Annotated in this window: 16 protein-coding genes; 10 read left to right on the top strand and 6 right to left on the bottom strand. The window is 61.0% G+C overall.

The genetic code is table 11. From position 1 onward, the window contains the following. Positions 1 to 5 precede the first annotated feature (5 nt). The 3 genes from ACM6IV_RS12295 to ACM6IV_RS12285 are packed head-to-tail and all read right to left on the bottom strand — an operon-like array spanning position 6 to position 4,545. On the bottom strand, positions 6 to 1,400 hold the full coding sequence (locus tag ACM6IV_RS12295; RefSeq protein WP_414870185.1) for an efflux transporter outer membrane subunit: 1,395 nt from the start codon (positions 1,398 to 1,400) through the stop codon (positions 6 to 8). Between the two features lie 7 nt (positions 1,401 to 1,407). Further along, positions 1,408 to 3,381 carry a MacB family efflux pump subunit gene (locus ACM6IV_RS12290; protein ID WP_414870184.1) on the bottom strand — a complete coding sequence of 658 codons (1,974 nt, stop codon included), beginning with the start codon at positions 3,379 to 3,381 and terminating at the stop codon, positions 1,408 to 1,410. Next, on the bottom strand, positions 3,382 to 4,545 hold the full coding sequence (locus ACM6IV_RS12285) for an efflux RND transporter periplasmic adaptor subunit (protein WP_414870183.1): 1,164 nt from the start codon (positions 4,543 to 4,545) through the stop codon (positions 3,382 to 3,384). A 322-nt stretch (positions 4,546 to 4,867) separates the two neighbouring features. Between ACM6IV_RS12285 and ACM6IV_RS12280 the strand changes: the two genes are divergently transcribed. From ACM6IV_RS12280 to ACM6IV_RS12255, 6 genes are all read left to right on the top strand, one after another. Then, positions 4,868 to 5,350 (top strand): sigma-70 family RNA polymerase sigma factor, encoded by a 483-nt coding sequence (locus ACM6IV_RS12280; protein ID WP_042704912.1) that lies wholly within the window; start codon positions 4,868 to 4,870, stop codon positions 5,348 to 5,350. Positions 5,351 to 5,481: 131 nt separating this feature from the next. Next, a complete protein-coding gene (locus ACM6IV_RS12275) occupies positions 5,482 to 6,816 on the top strand; it encodes a lysine N(6)-hydroxylase/L-ornithine N(5)-oxygenase family protein (RefSeq protein WP_414870182.1) in 1,335 nt (444 codons plus the stop codon). Between the two features lie 593 nt (positions 6,817 to 7,409). Continuing rightward, positions 7,410 to 10,109, top strand: coding sequence for a magnesium-translocating P-type ATPase (gene mgtA, locus ACM6IV_RS12270; protein WP_414870181.1), 2,700 nt, complete (start codon positions 7,410 to 7,412; stop codon positions 10,107 to 10,109). Positions 10,110 to 10,427: 318 nt separating this feature from the next. Continuing rightward, complete coding sequence (locus ACM6IV_RS12265) at positions 10,428 to 10,838, top strand: chemotaxis protein CheY (protein WP_414870180.1); 411 nt, start codon at positions 10,428 to 10,430, stop codon at positions 10,836 to 10,838. A 135-nt stretch (positions 10,839 to 10,973) separates the two neighbouring features. Continuing rightward, positions 10,974 to 11,600 (top strand): response regulator, encoded by a 627-nt coding sequence (locus tag ACM6IV_RS12260; RefSeq protein WP_414870179.1) that lies wholly within the window; start codon positions 10,974 to 10,976, stop codon positions 11,598 to 11,600. A 10-nt stretch (positions 11,601 to 11,610) separates the two neighbouring features. Further along, positions 11,611 to 14,832, top strand: a complete 3,222-nt coding sequence (locus ACM6IV_RS12255; protein ID WP_414870178.1) for a transporter substrate-binding domain-containing protein — start codon at positions 11,611 to 11,613, stop codon at positions 14,830 to 14,832. Between the two features lie 11 nt (positions 14,833 to 14,843). On the opposite strand, the gene dkgB is transcribed toward ACM6IV_RS12255, so the two are convergent. Then, entirely contained in the window at positions 14,844 to 15,647 is an 804-nt protein-coding gene (dkgB, locus tag ACM6IV_RS12250) for a 2,5-didehydrogluconate reductase DkgB (protein WP_414870177.1), read from the bottom strand. Positions 15,648 to 15,865: 218 nt separating this feature from the next. Next, positions 15,866 to 16,774 (bottom strand): LysR substrate-binding domain-containing protein, encoded by a 909-nt coding sequence (locus ACM6IV_RS12245; RefSeq protein ID WP_414870176.1) that lies wholly within the window; start codon positions 16,772 to 16,774, stop codon positions 15,866 to 15,868. 105 nt (positions 16,775 to 16,879) lie between these two features. Here ACM6IV_RS12245 and ACM6IV_RS12240 point away from each other — a divergent pair, with 105 nt between their 5' ends. From ACM6IV_RS12240 to ACM6IV_RS12230, 3 genes are all read left to right on the top strand, one after another. Next, positions 16,880 to 17,746 carry a pirin family protein gene (locus tag ACM6IV_RS12240; protein WP_414870175.1) on the top strand — a complete coding sequence of 289 codons (867 nt, stop codon included), beginning with the start codon at positions 16,880 to 16,882 and terminating at the stop codon, positions 17,744 to 17,746. Between the two features lie 86 nt (positions 17,747 to 17,832). After that, positions 17,833 to 18,516: an isochorismatase family protein gene (locus tag ACM6IV_RS12235; protein WP_414870174.1), complete on the top strand. Its 684-nt coding sequence runs from the start codon at positions 17,833 to 17,835 to the stop codon at positions 18,514 to 18,516. A gap of 254 nt (positions 18,517 to 18,770) precedes the next feature. After that, on the top strand, positions 18,771 to 20,213 hold the full coding sequence (locus ACM6IV_RS12230; RefSeq protein WP_414870173.1) for a mechanosensitive ion channel domain-containing protein: 1,443 nt from the start codon (positions 18,771 to 18,773) through the stop codon (positions 20,211 to 20,213). A 3-nt stretch (positions 20,214 to 20,216) separates the two neighbouring features. Here the strand turns inward: ACM6IV_RS12230 and ACM6IV_RS12225 are convergent, their stop codons facing one another. Then, positions 20,217 to 20,798 (bottom strand): GNAT family N-acetyltransferase, encoded by a 582-nt coding sequence (locus tag ACM6IV_RS12225; protein WP_414870172.1) that lies wholly within the window; start codon positions 20,796 to 20,798, stop codon positions 20,217 to 20,219. Between the two features lie 128 nt (positions 20,799 to 20,926). On the opposite strand from ACM6IV_RS12225, the gene xth reads away from it, so the two are divergent. Next, on the top strand, positions 20,927 to 21,721 hold the full coding sequence (gene xth, locus ACM6IV_RS12220; RefSeq protein ID WP_095047670.1) for an exodeoxyribonuclease III: 795 nt from the start codon (positions 20,927 to 20,929) through the stop codon (positions 21,719 to 21,721).

Genomic DNA, 21,721 nt, shown 5'->3' with positions numbered 1-21,721 from the left:
TGCGCTCAGATGACTTGCCAACCCCCGCCCAACGCTTTGTACAAGGCAATGCTCGCCTGCAGTCGCGACAAGCGCAGTTGCACATTCAGATCCTGCGCCGCATACAAGGTGCGCTGGGTTTGCAGCACGGTGAGCAAGTCTTCGGCGCCGGCCTGATACCGGCTCTGGGCAATGTCGAACGCGGTCTGCGCCTGGCTCAGTTCTTCGCTTTGCCACTGGCGTTGTTCATCGAGGCCGCGAATGCTGCTGAGGGCTTTTTCGACGTCGGCGAAGCCATTGATGATCGCCCCTCGATAGGTTTCCAGCAGTTCGTCCTGACGCGCCCTGGCCTTGTCGCGTTCGGCGCTCAGGCGACCGTTGTTGAAGATCGGCGCCGTCAAGCCGGAGGACAGGTTGTAGAACGTGGTGCGCAGCAGATCCGCCGCCAGATCGGCGCCCGTGCCGAGGCTGGCGGTGAGGGTGATTTTCGGCAGCATGGCGGCGCGGGCCACGGTGACGTCAGCCTGAGCGGCCGCCAGTCTGGCTTCGGCGCTGGCGATGTCCGGACGCCGGGTCAGCAGATCGCTGGGCACGCCGCTGGCGATGTTCGGCCACTGCAACTGTTCGAATGACTGTTGCGGTGTCGACAAAGCCTGCACCGGTTGGCCGAGCAGGGCGGCGAGCGTGATCAAGGCTTCGCGAGCCTGTTGCTGCACCAGCGGCAATTTGCGCTGCTGTTCGGCGACCAGACTTTTTTGCTGGGCCAGTTCCAGCGCGGTGGCGCTACCAGCGTCGAAGCGGGTTTGCACCAGGTGCAGAACGTTTTGCGCGTTGGCCAGATTGAGCTCGGCGATGCGTGCTTGTTCGCGCAACGCCAAGGCCTGGGTGTAACTGTTGGCGACGCCACTTTGCAGGGTTAGCTCCACGGTGGCGCGGTCGAATTCGCTGGCCTGTACGCTGAACACGGCGCTGTCGCGGGCGGCGCGGTTACCGCCCCAGAAATCGATTTCGTAACTGGCGCTCAGTTCGGTGTCGTAATAATCCAGGGAGCGATTATCCGGGCTGACGTCGAGTTGGCTGTAGCCTTTGCCGTGCAACAGTTTCTGCCGATTGGCATTGAGACCGGCCTTGAGTTCCGGCAACAGCGGAGCGCCGGCAATCGTCGCACTGGCCTGGGCTTGCCTGACCCGGGCGACAGCGGCGCCGAGGTCATGGCTGCTCAGTCGCGCCTGTTCGACCAGGCGATCCAGCTCGGTGCTGCCGAACTGCGTCCACCATTGCCGGTTGCTCTGCACGGCGCCTGGATGCTCAGGCGACTGCCACGCGGCCGGCGGTTGCACGCCGCTGTCGGGGCGTGGCGCAGGGCTGTTGCAGGCCGCGAGCAACAGGCTGGCGGCAAGGAGTGTCAGTGGCACTTTCATAGGTCGATCATTCACTGGTAAGGGCCGTGACCGGGTCGAGCCGGGCAGCCTTGCGGGCCGGCATGAAGCCGAAGAGGACGCCGGTGACCAGCGCGCAGGCGAATGCACCGATGACGGCCAGCCATTGAAACGCGATGGCCACGCCGCTGCACAACAGCACGCCGCCGACCAGCATCGCCAGGCCGATACCGGCAAGGCCGCCGACCACCGAAAGCATCACCGCTTCGGTGAGAAACTGGCGCAGGATGTCGCGCTGGCGAGCCCCCGTGGCCATGCGAATACCGATTTCCCGGGTGCGTTCGCGCACGGTCATGAGCATGATGTTCATCACCCCGATACCACCGACCAGCAGCGAGATCGCGGCAATGGCGCCGAGCATCAGCGACAGCGTGCCTTGGGTACGCGCTTCGGCCTGAATCATCGCGGCGTTGTTGGTCAGTTCGAAATCCTTCTTGCCGTTGTGCCGACGCAGCATTGCCTGTTCGATCGCCTGCTCGGCGTCTTGGACTTTGCGTGCATCCTTGGCGGCGATCACCACGTACTCCGGATTACGGCTGCCGAACAGACGCGTACTGGCCGCGGAGTAGGGCACGGCGATGCGATTGTCACTGTCGGAATCGCCGGAGCTTGAACCCTTTTCCGCGAGGACCCCGAGCACCTGAAACGGCACGTTTTCGATGAGGATGTATTGGCCGATGGGATCGGCGACATCCTTGAGCAGCTTGTCGCGCACCTTGGTGCCGATCACCGCCACGGCGGCGGCGCTGTCTTCATCGGCCTGGCTGAAATAACTGCCCTGAACCACCGGCCAGTTGAAAATGATCGGGAAGTTGGTGTCATTGCCACCGACGTAACTGCTGTGGTCGGCATTGCCAAAGCGCACGCCGGCGGTCGAGCCATTGACCGGCATAATCCGCTCGACCTGGGGCAGGGCGGCCAGTTCGGCGACGTCGTCGAGGGTGATGATGCCCGGTGGCGTACGCGGGTTGGGCGCCGCACCGCTGAGGTAAATGATGTTGGAACCGAAGGCGCCCATCTGTGCCATCACCTGACGTTTGCTGCCTTCGCCCACCGCCAGCATCACCACCACCGAGGCGACGCCGATGACGATACCCAGCAGTGTCAGCGCGGTGCGAAACCGGTTGATCCACATGACCCGCCACGCCGCTTGCACAGCGTCGACCAGTTCACCTTTCCACGCGCCAGTCTGCGTGCTGCCGGTGCTCAGGCGCTGGCGCAGATCCACCGCTTGCAGGGCGCCGGGATTGGCACTGCGCGGCGGGGCCGACGGGTGTTCGGCGGTGTCGCTGATGATCAGGCCGTCTCGGATTTCGATGATGCGCTTGGCCCGCTGTGCGACTTCGCGGTCGTGGGTGATGAGAATCACCACATGGCCCTGACTGGCGAGTTCGTCGAGCAGGGTCATGACCTCGGCGCCGCTGTGGCTGTCGAGGGCACCGGTGGGTTCGTCCGCGAGGATGATGTGGCCGCCGTTCATCAACGCCCGGGCAATCGACACCCGTTGTTGCTGACCACCGGAAAGCTGATGCGGGCGATTGCCGGTGCGGCTGCCCAGGCCGAGCCGTTCCAGCAAGGCGCTGGCACGCGCGTGGCGTTCGGCCGCCGGGGTGCCGGCGTAGATGGCCGGCATCTCGACGTTTTCCTGGGCGGAACCGGACGGAATCAGGTGATAACCCTGAAACACAAAACCGAACGCTTCGCGGCGCAGCCAGGCCAGTTCATCGCTGTCGAGTCGGGCGACATCTTCCCCGGCGAAGCGGTATTCGCCGCTGGTAGGGCGGTCGAGACAACCAAGAATATTCATCAAGGTCGATTTGCCGGAGCCGGACGCGCCGACGATGGCGACGAACTCGCCGGCATGAATCGACAGATCAATGCCGCGCAATACTTCTACCAGCGGACTGTCGTTGCCGCCGTAGGCTTTGCGGATCTGCCGCAGGTCAATCAGGGGCGTTTGCATTCAGCCTCCGCTGCCGCTGGCCGGCGCGCTGAGGATGTGCTCGCCTTCGACCAGGCCTTCGAGCACTTGGGTGCGCAAGCGGTCGCTGATGCCGGTGCGCACTTCACGTGTCTGGATGTCGCCGTTGGCGGCGACAATCTGCGCCCGTTGCCATTGTGGGCGGGAGCCGGTTTGCAGGGCGGCGGTCGGGACGGTGAGCGTGTCTTGCGCTTGTTGCGCGACGAAGAATACCTGCGCAGTCATGTCGGTCATCAGGCTGTTGTCGGCGTTGTCGACGTCGAGCAACACGGTGTAGAGCACCACACGTTCGCTGCCGCTGCGACCGCTGGTGGGGCTGCCACCCTGATTCTGTTCGAGCGGGCGCGGCGGCACCGGCAGGATCTGCCGTACAGTGCTGCTCCAGCGTCGAGTGCCGCCGCTGAGGGTGGTGAAGTAGGCGGTCATGCCGGGTTTGACGTGGCCGATGTCCGCTTCGGAAACCTCGGCCCACACGGTCATCGGCGAAAGCCGTGCAATGCGCAGAATCAGTGGGGTTTGCTGTTGCGCATTGAGCGTCTGGCCTTCGCGGGCGCCAACGGCGACGACCGTGCCGCTCATCGGGGCATAAATGCGCGTGTAGCCGAGCTCCGCTTCGTCACTGCGCAGACTGGCCTGAGCCTGCCGGATCTGCGCCTGGAACATGTCGATGCGTGCCTGTGTTGCGCGGACTTCAGCGCGGGCAGTCTGTACGTCTTCCTCACGGGTGGCACCACCGGCGGCGAGCTTCTGCTGGCGCTGGTATTTCTGTTGCGCGAGGTCGTGCTGGGCACGTTGCTCCTGCAGCTGCGCCTTGAGGTTTTCAATGGAGAAGCGCCCGGCATCCAGTTTGGCTTTTTGCGTGGAGGGGTCAATCTCTACCAGCAACTGGCCTTCCTTGACCGTGTCGCCAGCCTCGACATGAATCTTCTGGATCTGCCCGGACGCCTGTGCACCGACATCCACGTAACGGCGTGGCTGCAGCGTGCCCAGTGCGGTCACGCTGTTTTCGATACTGCTGCGCGTCACCTGCACCGTGGCGAGGGCGTCGCGCCCCGGCGGCAGGACTTGCCACGCGGCAACGGCGATCACGGGAATCAGGCAAAGGGCGGCGAACAAGGCGCGTCGGGCGGGGCGGGGACGTTTCATGCAGGGTTCCGGCCAGTGGATTCGGCCCGTCATTCAGCGCAGGGACGCGATGCGCGGGGCGCTGAATGCTGTCGCATGGCACGACAGATACGGGGAGCTGTCCTGTAAACGATGAATGCACAAGGGAATTTAAGCCCGCACACATGAAGAAACAGGTCACTGCAAAGGACTATTTGGCCAGTATGTGGAAACAACTCTTTAAATCTATATGAGAATTACTATAAATTACGCATCTCAAGTTGCCACCATCTTGCTACTGCGAATCGCCCGCAACGGGACGGTGTGCTCAAGGACAGGAACTGCATCGATGCGGTCGGGAGTCATGTTGGAAAACTACTATCGCGAGCTGGTGTGTTTCCTTAACGCCAAGCTGGGCAACCGTCAGGTGGCCGAAGATGTGGTGCATGACGCTTATGTGCGGGTGCTGGAGCGTTCCAGCGACACGCCGATCGAACAACCGCGAGCCTTCCTGTATCGCACGGCGTTGAACCTGGTCATCGACGATCATCGGCGCAACGCCTTGCGTCAGGTGGAGTCGCTCGATGTGCTGGACAGCGAAGAGCGCTATTTCACCCCGTCGCCCCATGGCACCCTCGACCATGGTCAACGTCTGGAAATGCTCCAGCGCGCGCTGGCCGAATTGCCGCCACGCTGCCGTGAAAGTTTTCTGCTGCGCAAGATTGAAGGTCTGTCCCATCCGGAAATCGCCGAGCACCTCGGGATTTCCAAGGCCCTGGTGGAAAAACACATCGTCAACGCCATGAAACATTGCCGCTTGCGGATCAAACAATGGGATGCCCATTGATCCTTGGCGGTTAAATTTCCGTTCATCGTCCTCGTTCCTACTCAACAGACGACCTGCTGACCTGATTCAGGCCGGCCAGGCCACCCAGGCTTTATCCCCGCGTTGAGGGGTTCATCCAGAGGACACTGGAAATGACACAGGCAATTGCATCGCCCATCGTTCACGACCTGATCGGCGTCGGTTTCGGCCCTTCGAACCTGGCGTTGGCCATCGCTTTGCAAGAGCGCGGCCCGACCCAGGGCGAGCTGGATGTGCTGTTCCTCGACAAGCAGGCCAACTACAGCTGGCACGGCAACACCCTGTCGACGCAGAGCGAGTTGCAGATTTCCTTCCTCAAGGATCTGGTGACCCTGCGCAATCCGACCAGTCCGTACTCGTTCGTCAATTACCTCAAGTACCACGGTCGTCTGGTCGACTTCATCAACCTCGGCACCTTCTACCCGTGCCGGATGGAGTACAACGATTACCTGCGCTGGGTCGCCGGGCAGTTCACTGAGCAGAGCCGTTACGGCGAAGAAGTGCTGACCATCGAGCCGGTGCTGCACAACCATCAGGTTGAAGCGCTGCGGGTGATTTCCCGCGATAGCCAGGGCCAACAACACGTACGCACGACCCGTTCGGTGGTGGTCAGCGCCGGCGGCACGCCGCGTATTCCGCAGGCGTTCAAAGCGTTGAAGGGTGACGCTCGCGTGTTCCACCACTCGCAATACCTGTCGCAAATGGCCAGACAGCCGTGCGTGAACAATCAGCCGATGAGCATTGCAATCATCGGTGGCGGGCAGAGCGCAGCGGAGGCCTTCATTGATCTGAACGATTCGTTCCCGTCGGTGCAGGTCGACATGATCCTGCGCGGCTCGGCTCTGAAGCCTGCCGACGACAGCCCGTTCGTCAACGAAGTGTTCTCGCCGGAGTTCACTGATCTGGTGTTCCAGCAGAACAGCGTCGAGCGTGAGCGTCTGGTCAACGAGTACCACAACACCAACTATTCGGTGGTCGACATCGACCTGATCGAGCGCATCTACGGCATCTTCTATCGTCAGAAGGTTTCCGGGATTGCCCGTCACGCGTTCCGCACCCTGACCACCGTCGAGAAAGCCACCGCCACCGACAACGGTATCGAACTGGCCGTGCGCAACAACGCCACCGGCGAAGTCACCGTGCGCAACTACGATGCGGTGGTCCTGGCCACCGGTTACGAGCGGCAGATGCACCGCCAACTGCTGGCGCCGCTGGAAGAATACCTGGGCGACTTCGAGGTCGATCGTCACTACAGACTGATCACCGACGAGCGCTGCCAGGCCGGCATCTACATGCAGGGCTTTTGCCAGGCCAGCCATGGCCTGAGCGATACGTTGTTGTCGGTACTGCCGATTCGCGCGGACGAAATTGCCGGCTCGCTGTATGAGCATGGCAAGCATCGTGGGCATCGGTCGATGGCGGATCTGCTGTTGGCGACGGCCAGCTAAATTTGCGTCGTCCGACAGGCCGCTTTCGCGAGCAAGCTCGCTCCCACAGGGGATTTTCAGTGAACACAGATTTTGTGTCAGATGAGGATCCAGTGTGGGAGCGAGCTTGCTCGCGAAGGGGCCCTCAAAAACACCGGGTAAATCTTTCCTGAACCCTTCCTGAACATCCCCGACATTCCCCGAAACACCTCCTTTTACGGGTTTACTCTCCAGAAGTCGGGGCGTAAGCTTCGCGCGTTTTCATCAATAGCGGAGACCCACAGTGGGTACTTGTTCGAGTGACAGTTGTCGGCCGGTCTCGGTAACCGGCAGATTCTCGGCAAGATAACGCGCAGCCTTTCTCTGCCGTTGTCTCGCCGTAACAGCGAGCAGCGGCATCCCGTGCATGGCCCGTCCTGGGCGATGTCTGGACGTTCCTTCTCTTCGACGCTGAACAGAGCGTGATTGCGACTTGATTGTCGTGATCGCAGCCCTATCGACACGCCTGTCTTTTCCGACCGGCGCGCCGAGCCTTGCCGTGCCGGTTGTTTCGGCGGACGAGGCGCGGCCGTACCTGCTTGACGGTTTCCCGGCTGACCATAGGGGCAACAGCCATGAAACTTACGCTCAAGGAATTTTTCGCAGGTTTTCTGCGGACCCGTCATATCGCCCGGCACTTCCGTCGCCTTGCGCTGCTGGAATCGATCAACGACACCACGGTCAGCCGTGAAGTCCCGCCGACCTTGGCCAATACGTTGGTCGACGCTGCGCATTGCGACAGCGGTGTATTGCTGTCGTCACTCGGCACGCACTCCGATGGCCTGACCGATTTCGAAGTCGATGCGCTGCGTGCGCAATACGGCCTCAACGAAGTCGAACACGAGCAGCCGCTGCCGTGGTGGACTCACCTGTGGCACTGCTACAAAAACCCGTTCAACCTGCTGCTGACCCTGTTGGCGGTGATCTCGTGGCTGACCGAAGACCTCAAAGCCGCCGTGGTGATTTTCTCCATGGTGGTGCTGTCGACGCTGCTGCGCTTCTGGCAGGAAAGCAAATCCAACCAGGCCGCCGATGCGCTCAAAGCCATGGTCAGCAACACCGCCACGGTAATGCGCCGTGACGCGCCGCGCAGCGAATTGCCGATCAAACAACTGGTGCCGGGCGATCTGATCGTGCTCTCGGCCGGTGACATGATTCCCGCTGATTGCCGCGTGCTCAGCGCCAAGGATCTGTTTGTCAGCCAGGCGGCGATGACCGGTGAATCGATGCCGGTGGAAAAGTTTCCACGCCAGCAGGATCGCGATACACGCAATCCGCTGGAGCTGGACAACATCCTGTTCATGGGCACCAACGTCGTCTCCGGCACGGCGGTGGCGGTGATCCTGACCACGGGCAACAGCACCTATTTCGGTGCGCTGGCCCAGCGCGTCGGCGCCACGGATCGCGCGGTCACCTCGTTCCAGCAAGGCGTCAACAAAGTCAGCTGGCTGTTGATCCGTTTCATGTTCGTCATGGCGCCGCTGGTGCTGTTCATCAACGGTTTCACCAAGGGCGACTGGACCGAAGCTTTGCTGTTCGCGCTATCGATTGCCGTTGGCCTGACCCCGGAAATGCTGCCGATGATCGTCACCTCGACGCTGGCCAAAGGCGCGGTGTTCCTGTCGCGCAAAAAAGTCATCGTCAAACGTCTCGATGCGATCCAGAACTTCGGCGCCATGGACGTGCTGTGCACCGACAAGACCGGCACTCTGACCCAGGACAAGATCTTCCTCGCGCGCAATGTCGATGTCTGGGGCGAAGACTCCGACGACGTGCTGGAAATGGCTTATCTGAACAGCTACTACCAGACCGGCCTGAAAAACCTGCTCGACGTCGCGGTGCTGGAACACGTGGAAATCCACCGTGAACTGAAAGTCGGCACGGTGTTTCGCAAGGTCGACGAGATCCCGTTCGACTTCAATCGTCGGCGCATGTCGGTGGTGGTCGAAGGGCGTGGCCAACCCCATCAGCTGATCTGCAAAGGTGCCGTGGAAGAAGTCCTGGCGGTGTGCAGCCGCGTGCGTCACGGGGAGGTCGATGAAGCCTTGAGCGATGAGTTGCTGAGCCGGATTCGTCAGGTCACCGCAGCATTCAACGCTGAAGGCTTGCGTGTGGTGGCGGTGGCGGCCCGCTCGATGCGCGAAGGTCGCGACACGTACAGCCTGGCTGATGAAAACGAACTGACGCTGATCGGTTACGTGGCGTTCCTCGATCCACCAAAAGAAAGCACCGCACCGGCGCTCAAGGCCCTGGCCGAGCATGGCGTGGCCGTAAAAGTGCTGACCGGCGACAACGAGCTGGTGACGGCGAAGATCTGCCGCGAAGTGGGGCTTGCGCAACAAGGTCTGTTGCTGGGCAACGACGTCGAGGGCATGAATGATGCCGAACTGGCAGTGGCCGTGGAGACCACCAATGTCTTCGCCAAACTGACGCCATCGCACAAGGAACGCATCGTGCGCGTCCTCAAAGGCAATGGCCATGTGGTCGGCTTCATGGGCGACGGTATCAACGATGCGCCAGCGCTGCGCACTGCCGACATCGGTATTTCCGTGGACAGCGCGGTGGACATCGCCAAGGAAGCCGCCGACATCATCCTCCTGGAAAAGAGCCTGATGGTGCTGGAGGAGGGCGTGCTCGAAGGGCGGCGCACCTTCGCCAACATGCTCAAGTACATCAAGATGACCGCCAGCTCCAACTTCGGCAATGTGTTCTCGGTGCTGGTCGCCAGTGCGTTCATTCCGTTCCTGCCGATGCTGCCGATGCACCTGCTGGTGCAGAACCTGCTTTACGACATTTCGCAGATCGCCATTCCGTTCGATAACGTCGATGAGGACATGCTGAAAAAACCACAACGCTGGCAGCCGGGTGACGTCGGACGCTTCATGCTGTTCTTCGGCCCGATCAGTTCGATCTTCGACATCACCACGTTCGCCTTGATGTGGTACGTGTTTGACGCCAATACCCCGGATCACCAGACGCTGTTCCAGTCCGGCTGGTTCGTGGTCGGATTGCTGACCCAGACGCTGATCGTGCACATGATCCGCACGCCGAAGATTCCGTTCCTGCAAAGCCGCGCCGCCATGCCGCTGCTGGTGATGACCGGAGTCATCATGGCGGTCGGCATCTTCCTGCCGATGGGGCCGCTGGCGCATTACTTCAAATTGCAGGCGCTGCCATCGCTGTACTTCGTGTTTCTGCCGGTGATCCTGCTGGCGTACATGGCCCTGACCCAGGCAGTGAAAGGTTTCTACATCCGCCGGTTCGGCTGGCAGTAATGCTGCCCCTGTAGGAGTGAGCCTGCTCGCGATAGCGGTATGTCAGTCACTGCAATGGTTACTGAAACACCGCTATCGCGAGCAGGCTTACTCCTACAGGGGATCCAGGTATTTCCAAGGACAACACTCTGCAAGCCATCAACAACCTCAACCTCGATTCGCTGCCCGACACCCTCGTCAGCCGGTGCCCACCTGCTCGCCGAGGCCATGCTCGGCACGCGATGAATGGCCGCATTTTTCGGAATATTCCTACAGAACCTGCCCCGGGGCTTGCGTAGTCTTGCCGCACCCAGACACCGTGACCCCGGGAGATTGACCATGATCAATAAAGCCCTGCGCATCCTGATCGCCGACTCGCAGCACTTCCACCGGATGAAAATCGAGCGCCTGTTCAATAGCCTCGATTACTACCGCGTGGCGCCGGCACAAAGTCTCACGGAGCTGTTGACGCTGGTGGACTACGGTTGCGCGCCGTTCGATGTGGTGGTCATCAATGCCGAGCTGGCAGCAGGCTCGCTGGATCTGCTGGGATTTTTCCTCGACAACCCGCAGGTTCGCCAGGCGTTGATCTACAACGAAGGCACGGCGCCGTTGCAAGCAGCCCCGGGATTCGCCCAGGAAAACGTGCAGATCAGCCATTTGACGCTGCCTTCCATACAGTCGATCAGCCAGTTGATGGCGCTGGCCGATGTCCCCGCAAAGCCAGTGCAATACGCTGCGTATGCATAAAAACTCACCGACGGCAACTGTCAGGTCTGACAGGTGATTTGCTCCCCGTTCCATGTAACAGTTGCTGCGCAGTCAGTGAGTCTGGTTCAGCCTGCGTCTGCGGCCTGTTCGTCAGACTTTGCATCGGGAGTGGCCATGAAGTCAGCGCTGATCGTCGACGATCATCCGGTGGTCCGCGCCGCCATCCGAATTGTGTTGCAAACCGAAGGATTCAAACAGATTTACGAGGCGTCCCAAGGCAACGAGGTGGTATCGCTCATTCGTGAACACTCACCCAGGCTGGTGATACTCGATCTGCATTTGCCCGTACTCGGCGGGCTGGAAGTTCTTGCCAGGATCAAAGCCAATGACCTTCGTTGCCGAGTGCTGGTTTTCAGTACGCACGAACCGATGTTCTATCAGGAGCGCTGTGTACGTGCGGGAGCCATGGCCTATGTGACCAAAACCAATCAACTGGAGCAGCTACGCAATGCCATACGCGCGGTGATGTCGGGGCACACGTATTTCTCTGCATTCCCGGACCATTTCAGCACGCTGAATGCCGTGCAAATCACGGAAAAACAGATGATCGAGCAGCTCTCTGATCGCGAGTTGAGCATTTTCGAGCAATTGGGCCTGGGCAAGTCCAACAAGACGATTGCGCAAAACATGGCCCTGAGCCACAAAACCGTCAGCACCTACAAAACCCGCCTGATGAAAAAGCTCGGCGTTTGCTCGGCAGTGCACTTGCGCGACTTCGCCAAGCGCAATCATGTGATCTGAGCGGACGGACATGAGGCAGGGACGCTGGATTGTCTGGTTATGGTTGAGCCTGATGGCCACCTGTTGGGCGAGTGACACGCCGCAGGTGCTGCAGGTGCTGACCCGTACTGAACTGGAAGACATCCCGCTGCGCCTCGACGAACAGGATCGGCAATGGCTGCGCCAGCACCCGGTGTTGCGCCTGGGGATTTCCGGTGCGGATTACCCGCCATTCGAGGTCTCGCGCAATCAGCAGGAACTGGAGGGGCTGACCGCCGATTACGCTGATCTGTTGGCGCAGTTGCTCGGCGTGCGCATCGAAGTCCACCGTTTTGCCCACCGTGACGCCGTGATGGCGGCGCTCAAGCGCGGTGAGCTTGATCTGCTGGGCACCTCCAACAGTTTTGAGACCGCCGATCCGGACTTTATCCTGTCCCGAGCCTACGCTGACGATCAACCGATGCTGGTGACCCGGGTCGACGAGCCGTTGCCGAGCGATCTGGCCGGCAAACGCCTGGCCATGGTCGAGGACTATCTGCCGCTGGCGAGCGTGCAAGGGTTTTATCCCCAGGCCAGCGTGCAGCGTTATCCCTCGGCCATGGATGCGCTCGGGGCGGTGGCGTTCGGAGCGGATGACGTCTATCTGGGCGACTTCATCAGTGCCAACTACCTGATCAACACCAATTATCGCAACGATCTGCAATTGGCCGGTCCGTCGCGGCTGGACGCCGACGCCTTCGGCTTTGCCCTGTTGCGCAGCGATGTGCGCCTCAAACGCATCGTCGACAAGGCATTGATGGCCATTCCCATGGCGCGGCGCCAACGCATCGAGCAGCGCTGGAGCGTCGGCCTCGCCGAGATGGCGGAGCAATCGCGGGTGCAACTCAGCGCCAGTGAACAAGAGTGGCTGGACCGGCACCCAGTGGTCCGGGTCGGTGTCATCGAAGATTTCGCGCCGCTGACGTTTTTTGATGCCGATGGGCGTTTCAGCGGGCTTTCGGCGCAACTGCTGAGCTTGATCGGCCAGCGCAGCGGGTTGAACTTCGAGATCGTGCGCGGTGCGTCCCTGGATCAGCAGATCGAACAGCTCAAGGCCGGCGAACTGGATGTGTTGCCGGTGGTGACGCCGAGCAGCGAGCGCGAAACCGAACTGCAATTTACCCGCGCCTACCTGAACAATCCGTTTGTGCTGGTCAGTGCAATGACCGCGCAGGGGCCGCTTAACCTTGATGATCTGGCCGGTAAACGCCTGGCGATTTATCGCGGTCATCCGTTGCGCGCTTACCTGCTGAATCGCGCGCCGCGCATCCGTCTGGTCGAAGTCAAAAGCCCTGCTGAAGGCATGGCGTTGATTGCCAAGGGGCAAGTCGACGCCACGGTGAGTTCGTTACTGGTGGCACGCTTTCTGATCGCGCGGTCCTACCGCGAGCGTCTGCGCATCACCGGCACCATCGGCGATCAACCGGCGCGCATTGCATTGGCGACGGCACCGCAAATGCCGGCCCTGCATTCGATCCTCAACAAGGCGCTGTTGAGCATCGCTCCGCAACAGATGGACGAACTGGTGGAGCGCTGGAGCCACGATGTGGTGGTGGATGACAGTTACTGGTCACAGCATCGTCGCGAGATTCTGCTGGGGTTTGCCGGTGCCGCGGTGTTGCTGGTGCTCGCGCTGGCCTGGATCGTTTTTCAGCGCCAGCAGATTCGCCGGCGCCAGCAGTGGTTGCAGCAATTACAGGAAGCCAAGGACGCGGCGGACGACGCCAATAGGGCCAAGACCACGTTTCTGGCGACCATGAGCCATGAAATCCGCACGCCGATGAACGCCTTGATCGGCATGCTTGAACTGGCGCTGAAAAGGGCCGAGGAAGGTGTGACCGATCGCTTGGCGATTCAGGTGGCGTCCAATGCCGGGCAACAGTTGCTGGCGCTGATTGGCGATATTCTCGACATCGCGCGGATCGAGGCCGGGCATTTGTCCCTTGTGCCTGAGCGCGCCAACCTGCGCGAACTGGTGATGTCGGTATGCCGTGTGTTTGAAGGGCTGGCGCGGCAGAAACAGTTGTTGTGGCACCTCGAGCTCGATGCCCGCAGCAACGTCGATGTGCTGATTGACCCGACACGCTTCAAACAAGTGCTGTCGAATCTGTTGAGCAACGCGATCAAGTTCACCGAGGAGGGCGAGGTCAGTCTGCAACTGGTGGTGAGCGCCAAAACGGCCGAGTGCCTGGGCGTGAAAGTGTCGATTGAAGACAGCGGGGCAGGGATCAGCCCTGACGATCAGCAACGGCTGTTCAGTCCGTTCGTGCAGGTGAACAATCAAGCGCAATCGGCCCGCAGCGGTTCCGGACTGGGCCTGGTCATCAGTCGCAGCCTCTGCGACATGATGGGCGGTACGCTACGACTCGACAGCGCGCCGGGCGCAGGCACGCAAGTCGAGGTCAGTCTCGAACTGCCGCTGCTGGCTGCGCTCGCTCAGACTCGAATCCCGGACCCGGAAACCAAAGTCGCCGCCCCCTGTTCACTGAGTGTCCTGGTGGTCGACGATCACCCGGTGAACCGTTTGCTGTTGTGCTGGCAATTGACCGAACTCGGCCATCAAACGGTCGACACGGAGAACGGTGATGAGGGCCTGGAGCGATGGCGGACTCAGGCGTTCGATGTGGTGATCACCGATTGCAACATGCCGCGGCGCAACGGTTATCAACTGGCCCGGGCGATCCGCGAAGAAGAAGCGCTCAGCGGCTGCCAAGCGTGTCTGATTCTCGGCTTTACCGCCAACGCGCAGGCCGAGGAACGCACGCGTTGTTTGGAGGCCGGCATGGACGAGTGCCTGTTCAAACCGATCCGCTTGCACGATCTGGCGCAGGCCCTGGCGGCTGCCAGCCATTGCGACGTGCCGGCGGACCCCGGCGAAATGCCGACGCCGGCGGAAATCGACCTGAGCACGCTGGAGCAAATGGCCGGCGATAATCGTGCCCTGATCGAACAGTTGCGCAAGGAGGTGTTGAACAGCTTGCACCTTGATCTGCAACGTCTGCAGGTGTTGCAGCAGGAGCAAGACCGGCCAGGGCTGGGCGAACTGGCCCATCACATCAAGGGTGGGGCGCAGATGGTCGGCGCGGCGCGAGTGGTGGCGGCGTGTGTGGCGCTGGAGCAGGCGTGTCGCGAGCCGCATGCGGCGCCGCTGGACGTGGCGAGCGAGACGTTGCGCGAGGCCATGGCCGGCCTCGCACAACGTTTGCAGGTCTGACGCGCGCCGAGTCAGTCCCAGTGCGGCGCGATGCCTTTCGGGCTGGTCAGACGATGGCCGCGATCGAGCGTGGCAATCAGCGCCATATCTGCGTCGCTCAGTGTCAGCGCCGTGGCGGCAAGGTTGCTTTGCAGGTTGGCACGTTTGGTCGACGACGGAATCACCGCGTAGCCCGACTGCATGGCCCAGGCCAGGGTGACTTGCGCCGGGCTCGCCTGCAGACGCTTGGCGATCTGCTGGATCAGCGGATCTTGCAGCACTTCACCGTAAGCGAGAGTCATGTACGAGGTGATGTGGATGTCTTGGCTGCGGGCGAACTCGACCACCTTGCGGTTCTGCAGGTAGGGGTGCAGTTCGATCTGGTTGGTGGCGATGTTGTCGGCACCGACCGCTGCGATCGCCTGTTGCAGCAGGTCGATGGTGAAGTTGGACACACCGATCTGCCGGGTCAGGCCCATGCGCTTGGCTTCCAGCAGGGCGCCCATGAACTCTTCCACCGGCACCTGGTTTTCCGGTGACGGCCAGTGAATCAGTGTCAGGTCGAGGTAGTCGGTCTGCAGTTTTTGCAGGCTCTCCCGGAGGCTGTCGATCAGACGATCCTTGGCGAAGTTGGCGACCCAGATCTTGCTGGTGATGAACAGCTGGTCGCGCGGGATGCCGCTGGCCGCAATGGCCTGGCCGACCTCGGCTTCGTTTTCGTAGATTTGCGCGGTGTCGATGACCCGGTAGCCGAGTTCGAGCGCGGTGCTGACCGAATCGATGACCACCTGGCCTTGCAGGCGAAACGTACCAAGACCGAAAGCGGGAACAGACATGAAAGACTCCAAAGGTTGCAGCGGGAATGGTCGGGAGTATCCGCGCCTGCATCCCTGAGAAAAACCGCTGACGGGGCAAAGCACTGTTGAGCAGAAGTCATGAATCCACTCAGTGATTTTTGTTGTCTGGACTGGCCCTATCGCGAGCAGGCTCACTCCTGCATTGAAACGCGGTCTCCTGTAAGAGTGAGCCTGCTCGCGATCGCCGCGACTCGGTCTCAGGCTATATCGCTACGCGCAAACTCCTCCCCAAGAAAATCAATCAATGTGCGCACCGACGGCAACAACCCGCGCCGCGACGGAAAGATCGCATGCACCACGCCGCATTTCGGCGCCCACCCCGGAATCAACTCCACCACACGCCCAGCCGCAATGTCCTCACGCACCACCACGCTCGGTAAATGCGCCACACCAACGCCGGCAATCACAGCCTGACGCAGGGCAATCAAATCATCTGTGACCATGCGCGGGGTATGACGAATCAGCGCCGTATTGTCATCCGGCCCCAACAGTTCCCACTGATATTCGCGCTGCGCCGCACCCCAGTGCAGGCTTGGCAAGCCATTGAGATCGGCAGGCGAGGGCGGTGACGACAGGCGTTCGACAAACTGCGGGCTGCCGACCACCGACTGCGTGCTGTTGCCCAACACCTTCATGACCATGTCAGTGTTCTCCAGCGGCGGGAAACGCACGCGCAAGGCAATGTCGAAACCTTCGTGCAGCAGATCGACGCGGCGATTGGTGCTCTCGATGAACAGTTCCACCAGCGGGTACTTGAGCATGTAACGGGTGAGCATCGGCCCGACCCACGAGTTGAGCAGCGCGGTCGGGCAACTCAGGCGCACCAGTCCTTGCGGTTCGGAGCGGTTGCGTTCGATCAGCTCGGCGGCACTTTCCGCCTCGACGCGCATGGCCAGGCAGCGCTGGTAATAGGCCTGACCGATTTCGGTCAACGAACAATGGCGGCTGGTGCGGTGCAGCAAGCGCACGCCGAGGCGCTCCTCCAATTCGGAAATGCGCCGGCTGAGCTTTGATTTGGGCATGTCCAGTGCGCGCCCGGCGGCGGCGAAACCGTGGTGTTCGACCACTTGGGTGAAGTAGTAGAGGGTGTTGAGGTCTTCCACCACCGTTCTCCATATAGAACGCTAAGGCTGATTTTTGCAGTCTAGTGCATTAATGGTCATGGATTTAAGCTTGATCCATCGCGTCACCCACCCTGATTGGAGACATCCATGAAAAACATCATCGGTATCTACACCAGCCCGCGCGGCCATTGGGTCGGCGATGGTTTTCCGGTTCGCACGCTGTTTTCCTACGACAACCTGGGCAAACACATCAGCCCGTTCCTGCTGCTCGATCACGCCGGCCCTGCCGATTTCACCCCGACCACCGAACGGCGTGGCGTTGGTCAGCATCCGCACCGTGGTTTCGAAACCGTGACTATCGTGTATGAAGGCGAAGTTCAGCACCGCGACTCGACCGGTAGTGGCGGCGTGATCGGCCCGGGCGATGTGCAATGGATGACCGCCGCTTCCGGGATCCTCCACGAGGAGTTCCACTCGGAAAACTTCGCCAAAACGGGCGGCAAGCTGGAAATGGTCCAGCTGTGGGTCAACCTGCCGGCCAAGGACAAAATGGCCGCGCCGGGCTACCAGACCATTCTCGACCGCGACATCCCGAGCATTGCGCTCAAGGACAACGCCGGCCGCCTGCGGCTGATCGCCGGTGAGTTCGATGGTCACACAGGACCGTCGCGTACGTTCACCCCGATCGATGTGTGGGACTTGCGTCTGAACGCTGGCAAGTTGCTGACGCTGGATCTGCATGAAGGCCGCAACACCGCGCTCGTCGTGCTCAAAGGTGCGGTGCAGGTCAATGGTGTGGAAGCGGTGCGTGAAGGGCAGTTGGCGCTGTTCGAGCGTGACGGCCATCAGTTGACTCTGGAAGCCAGCCAGGACGCGGTGGTGTTGCTGCTCAGCGGCGAGCCGATCGACGAACCGATCGTCGGCCACGGCCCGTTCGTGATGAACACCGAGCAGGAAATCCACCAGGCCTTCGCCGACTTCCAGTCCGGCCGCTTCGGCCAGATGCACGCTTAACGCAAAACCACTCCGCTCTACACAGGACGCGTAGGCCGGTTCGCAGGCCAGGGATGGCTGTTGCCTGAAGAAAAGAGGAAACGCCCATGAACACTGTCAATGCAGCAAATTTCGACGGCCAGAAACCGACCATTGATGCCAATGACGCGGCGATGTTGTTGATCGACCACCAGAGCGGTCTGTTCCAGATCGTCAAGGACATCGGCGTGCCGCAATTGCGTGCCAATGCCGTGGCGCTGGCCAAAGCCGCGACGCTGTTGAACATGCCGGTGATCACCACCGCGTCGGTGCCGCAAGGGCCGAACGGACCGTTGATCCCGGAGATTCACCAAGCGGCACCGCATGCGCAATACGTGGCACGCAAGGGCGAGATCAATGCCTGGGATAACCCGGAATTTCACGCCGCAGTCAAAGCCACTGGCAAGAAGACCCTGGTGATCGCCGGCACCCTGACCAGCGTCTGCCTGGCGTTCCCGTCCATTGCTGCAGTGCATGAAGGCTACAAGGTGTTCGCCGTGGTCGATGCGTCCGGCAATCACTCGAAACTGGCCACTGACCTGACCATTGCCCGTTTGGCCCAGGCCGGGGTGGTGCCGATCGACATCATGGCTACGCTTTCCGAGCTGCAAGGTTCGTGGAACCGTCCCGATGCCGAGCAGTGGGCGGCCGTCTACGCCCAGGCCATGCCGCATTATCAACTGCTGATCGAGAGTTACCTCAAGGCTCAGCAAGTCGCGAACGAACACGAAGTGCTGGATTCCCAGCGCTGATTGTTCCATCCACGCCGGTTGGCATGCTGGCCAACGGCGAATAACCCGGGCCAAGTGAACTTGGTGGGAGCGAGCTTGCTCGCGAAGGCGTCAGGTCAGTCAATGCACCGTTGACTGATCCACCGCTTTCGCGAGCAGGCTCGCTTGCGTTTTCTGGTGTTTTTGCGCGGGCGTTCATCCTCTGAAAATCAATTGCTCCTACACTTGCCCAATCTGTGCGATCTTCTCGCGATTGGCCCCGTCGGAGTTGTTTGATGCTGTCTCTGCTCACCGAACATCCGTTGTTCTGCGCGTTGATCCTGATCCTCCTCGATCTGGCCCTGTGGCGTCTGATCAGTTCCCATGGCAGCGAGTGGAAACTGCTGGTGCGGGTGCTGATTTTCAGCCTGTTCAGCGTGCTGCTGTTCAATGAAGGCCTCAACCCGATGGAGCCGGCGCCGTGGGCCGACAACGTGCCGCTGCATTTAGCGGCGACCGGGTTGCAGATTGGCTGGTGGCTGTTCGGCGCGCGGACCCTGACGGTGTTGATCGGCGCGGTGATGATGCAGCGGGTCGGCCACACCGGGCGGCTGTTGCAGGATTTGCTCGGCGCGGTGATTTTCCTCATCGCGATCATTGCAGCGCTGGCCTATGTGCTGGATCTGCCGGTCAAAGGCGTGCTGGCAACCTCCGGGGCGTTGGCGATCATCGTCGGTCTGGCTTTGCAGAGTACGCTCAGCGATGTGTTTTCCGGGATCGTCCTCAACACCACCAAGCCGTACCAACTGGATGACTGGATTTCCATCGACGGCACCGAAGGCCGGGTCACCGATATCGACTGGCGTGCCACGCGCCTGCAAACCAGCCAGGGCAGCATGGCGGTGATTCCCAACTCGCTGGCGGCCAAGGCGAAGATCATCAACTTCAGTCGGCCGAGCAATATGTTCGGCGTTTCGGTCAGCGTGCAGGTCAGTCCGCATGCGCGGCCCAATTCGGTGATCGATGCGCTGGAGCGGGCCATGCAAGGTTGTCGGCAATTGCTCGATACGCCAGCGCCGAGTGTCGCGCTGAAAAGCTCCGGCAGCAGTGGCGCCGAATACGAGATCAGCGGTTTCGTCGCCTCGATGGGCGAGAAGCGGGTGGTGCGCAATCAGCTGTTCGACCTGGCGTATCGGCACTTGCAGGCGTCCGGGGTCAATCTGCTGTCGAGCGATGAAAGTGCTGCGCCGACCAACCTGTCCCGGCCCCGGGCGTTGCTCGACAGCTCGCCGATTTTCTCCACCCTGCGCCAGGAAGAGAAGGACACCTTCAGCCAGAACATGAGCCTGCAAACCTTCCGTGCCGGCGAAGTCATTCTGGCGGGCGGCGAGATCAGCGATCACTTGTTCATTATCGAGTCCGGTGTGGTGTCGGTGACGTTGAAGCGCCACGGCACACCCTTCGAGTCCGGACGCATGGGGCCGGGTGAGGTGATTGGCGAGGCAGGGATCTTGTCCGACACCGCGTTACCGGCGGACTTTTCGGCGAAGACCTTTTGCGCGTTGTATCGCATCGAGAAGTCGTACCTCAAACCGTGCCTCGATGCGCGTCATGACATCCACGACGCGATGCAGACGCTGCTCGATTACCGTCTGCACAAGGCGCAATCCCTGACCGAGGAAGCGCCGGTGGTCACACCGAAAAAAGGCTTTCTGCAATGGCTGCGCAATCGCGCCTGAGTGTCAAGCGTAGGCGGCGAGCTTCTGTTCCAGGTGCAGACGTACCTGTGGCCACTCATCGTCGATGATGCTGAAACGCACCGAGTTGCGCTTGCGCCCGTCCGGCATGATCCGCTCATGGCGGACGATGCCTTCCTGTTGCGCCCCCAGGCGCAGGATGGCGTTGCGCGACTTCTGGTTGTGCTCGTCGGTGGTGAACTGCACACGCACGCAGTTGAGCACTTCGAAGGCGTGACGCAGCATCAGGTATTTGGCTTCGGTGTTGACGAAGGATTTCTGCCAGCTCGCCGAAATCCAGCTACTGCCGATTTCCAGCTTGCGATTGAGCGGGTCAATCTTCCAGAAACGCGTTGAGCCGATCACCTCGCCGCTGTCTTTCAGCATGATGACGAACGGCATCACGCTGCCGGCGTCACGGCCATCGAGGGCTTTTTTCAGGTAGCTGTCGACGGTGCTCGCCGAGGGCACTACGGTGACGGTGAGGTTCCACAATTCGCCATCGGCGGCAGCGTGGAGCAGGGCGTCGGCGTCTGAATACTGAAGCGGGCGCAAGAGGATGCGCTGACCTTGCAGAGTGGTTGGCATGAGGCTCGGGTCTCGGCAGTGCTGGCGAATGGCGAGCGCCCATTACGCCGCAGCAGGCCGATCCGATGCAACCGTCGCGTGGGTTACGAGGTCACATTTCTACAGCCCACAGGCAGGAGCCTCAGCCGATGAAAAACCTGCGGATCGCCACCTATAACGTCAATGGCCTGCGCGCACGCCTGCCCAACCTGTTGGACTGGCTCAAGCGCGAGCAACCGGACATCGCTTGCCTGCAAGAACTCAAATCGGTCGACACGGCATTTCCCGCGGCAGAACTGGAAGCCGCCGGTTACGGCGCGATCTGGCAGGGCCAGGCCTCGTGGAACGGTGTGGCGATTCTCGCCCGCGATGCGCAGCCGCTGGAGAGCCGGCGCGGTCTGCCGGGCGATCCCGATGACAAGCACAGTCGTTATCTGGAAGCAGCGGTGCACGGCGTGTTGGTCGGCTGCCTGTATTTGCCCAATGGCAACCCGCAACCGGGACCGAAATTCGATTACAAACTGGCCTGGTTCGAACGGCTGATCAGCTACGCAAAAGATCTGCAAAGCAGCGATCATCCGGTGGTGCTGGCCGGTGACTACAACGTCGTGCCGACCGACATGGACATCTACAACACCCGTTCCTGGCTCAAGGATGCCTTGCTGCAACCCGAAAGCCGTGAGTGTTATCAGCGCTTGCTCGATCAGGGCTGGACCGATTCGTTGCGCCATCTGTATCCCGAGGATCGCCTCTATACGTTTTGGGATTACTTCCGCCAGCATTGGCAAACCAACTCCGGTCTGCGCATCGATCATCTGTTGCTTAACCCGGCGTTGAGTCCGTATCTGCACGAGGCCGGGGTCGACGCCTGGGTGCGCAACGAACCCCACGCCAGTGATCATGCGCCGACGTGGATTCGCATCGGTTCGCGCAAGAAACGCTAA

This window comes from Pseudomonas sp. IT-347P (assembly GCF_949768005.1).
GTDB lineage: Bacteria > Pseudomonadota > Gammaproteobacteria > Pseudomonadales > Pseudomonadaceae > Aquipseudomonas.
This window is presented reverse-complemented; position numbering and strand designations above follow the sequence as displayed.

Bases quoted from the DNA above. Each gene is read 5' to 3' on its own strand.
- ACM6IV_RS12295 (WP_414870185.1), bottom strand. From the start codon at position 1,400: ATGAAAGTGCCACTGACACTCCTTGCCGCCAGCCTGTTGCTCGCGGCC.
- ACM6IV_RS12290 (WP_414870184.1), bottom strand. From the start codon at position 3,381: ATGCAAACGCCCCTGATTGACCTGCGGCAGATCCGCAAAGCCTACGGC.
- ACM6IV_RS12285 (WP_414870183.1), bottom strand. From the start codon at position 4,545: ATGAAACGTCCCCGCCCCGCCCGACGCGCCTTGTTCGCCGCCCTTTGC.
- ACM6IV_RS12280 (WP_042704912.1), top strand. From the start codon at position 4,868: ATGTTGGAAAACTACTATCGCGAGCTGGTGTGTTTCCTTAACGCCAAG.
- ACM6IV_RS12275 (WP_414870182.1), top strand. From the start codon at position 5,482: ATGACACAGGCAATTGCATCGCCCATCGTTCACGACCTGATCGGCGTC.
- mgtA (WP_414870181.1), top strand. From the start codon at position 7,410: ATGAAACTTACGCTCAAGGAATTTTTCGCAGGTTTTCTGCGGACCCGT.
- ACM6IV_RS12265 (WP_414870180.1), top strand. From the start codon at position 10,428: ATGATCAATAAAGCCCTGCGCATCCTGATCGCCGACTCGCAGCACTTC.
- ACM6IV_RS12260 (WP_414870179.1), top strand. From the start codon at position 10,974: ATGAAGTCAGCGCTGATCGTCGACGATCATCCGGTGGTCCGCGCCGCC.
- ACM6IV_RS12255 (WP_414870178.1), top strand. From the start codon at position 11,611: ATGAGGCAGGGACGCTGGATTGTCTGGTTATGGTTGAGCCTGATGGCC.
- dkgB (WP_414870177.1), bottom strand. From the start codon at position 15,647: ATGTCTGTTCCCGCTTTCGGTCTTGGTACGTTTCGCCTGCAAGGCCAG.
- ACM6IV_RS12240 (WP_414870175.1), top strand. From the start codon at position 16,880: ATGAAAAACATCATCGGTATCTACACCAGCCCGCGCGGCCATTGGGTC.
- ACM6IV_RS12235 (WP_414870174.1), top strand. From the start codon at position 17,833: ATGAACACTGTCAATGCAGCAAATTTCGACGGCCAGAAACCGACCATT.
- ACM6IV_RS12230 (WP_414870173.1), top strand. From the start codon at position 18,771: ATGCTGTCTCTGCTCACCGAACATCCGTTGTTCTGCGCGTTGATCCTG.
- ACM6IV_RS12225 (WP_414870172.1), bottom strand. From the start codon at position 20,798: ATGCCAACCACTCTGCAAGGTCAGCGCATCCTCTTGCGCCCGCTTCAG.
- xth (WP_095047670.1), top strand. From the start codon at position 20,927: ATGAAAAACCTGCGGATCGCCACCTATAACGTCAATGGCCTGCGCGCA.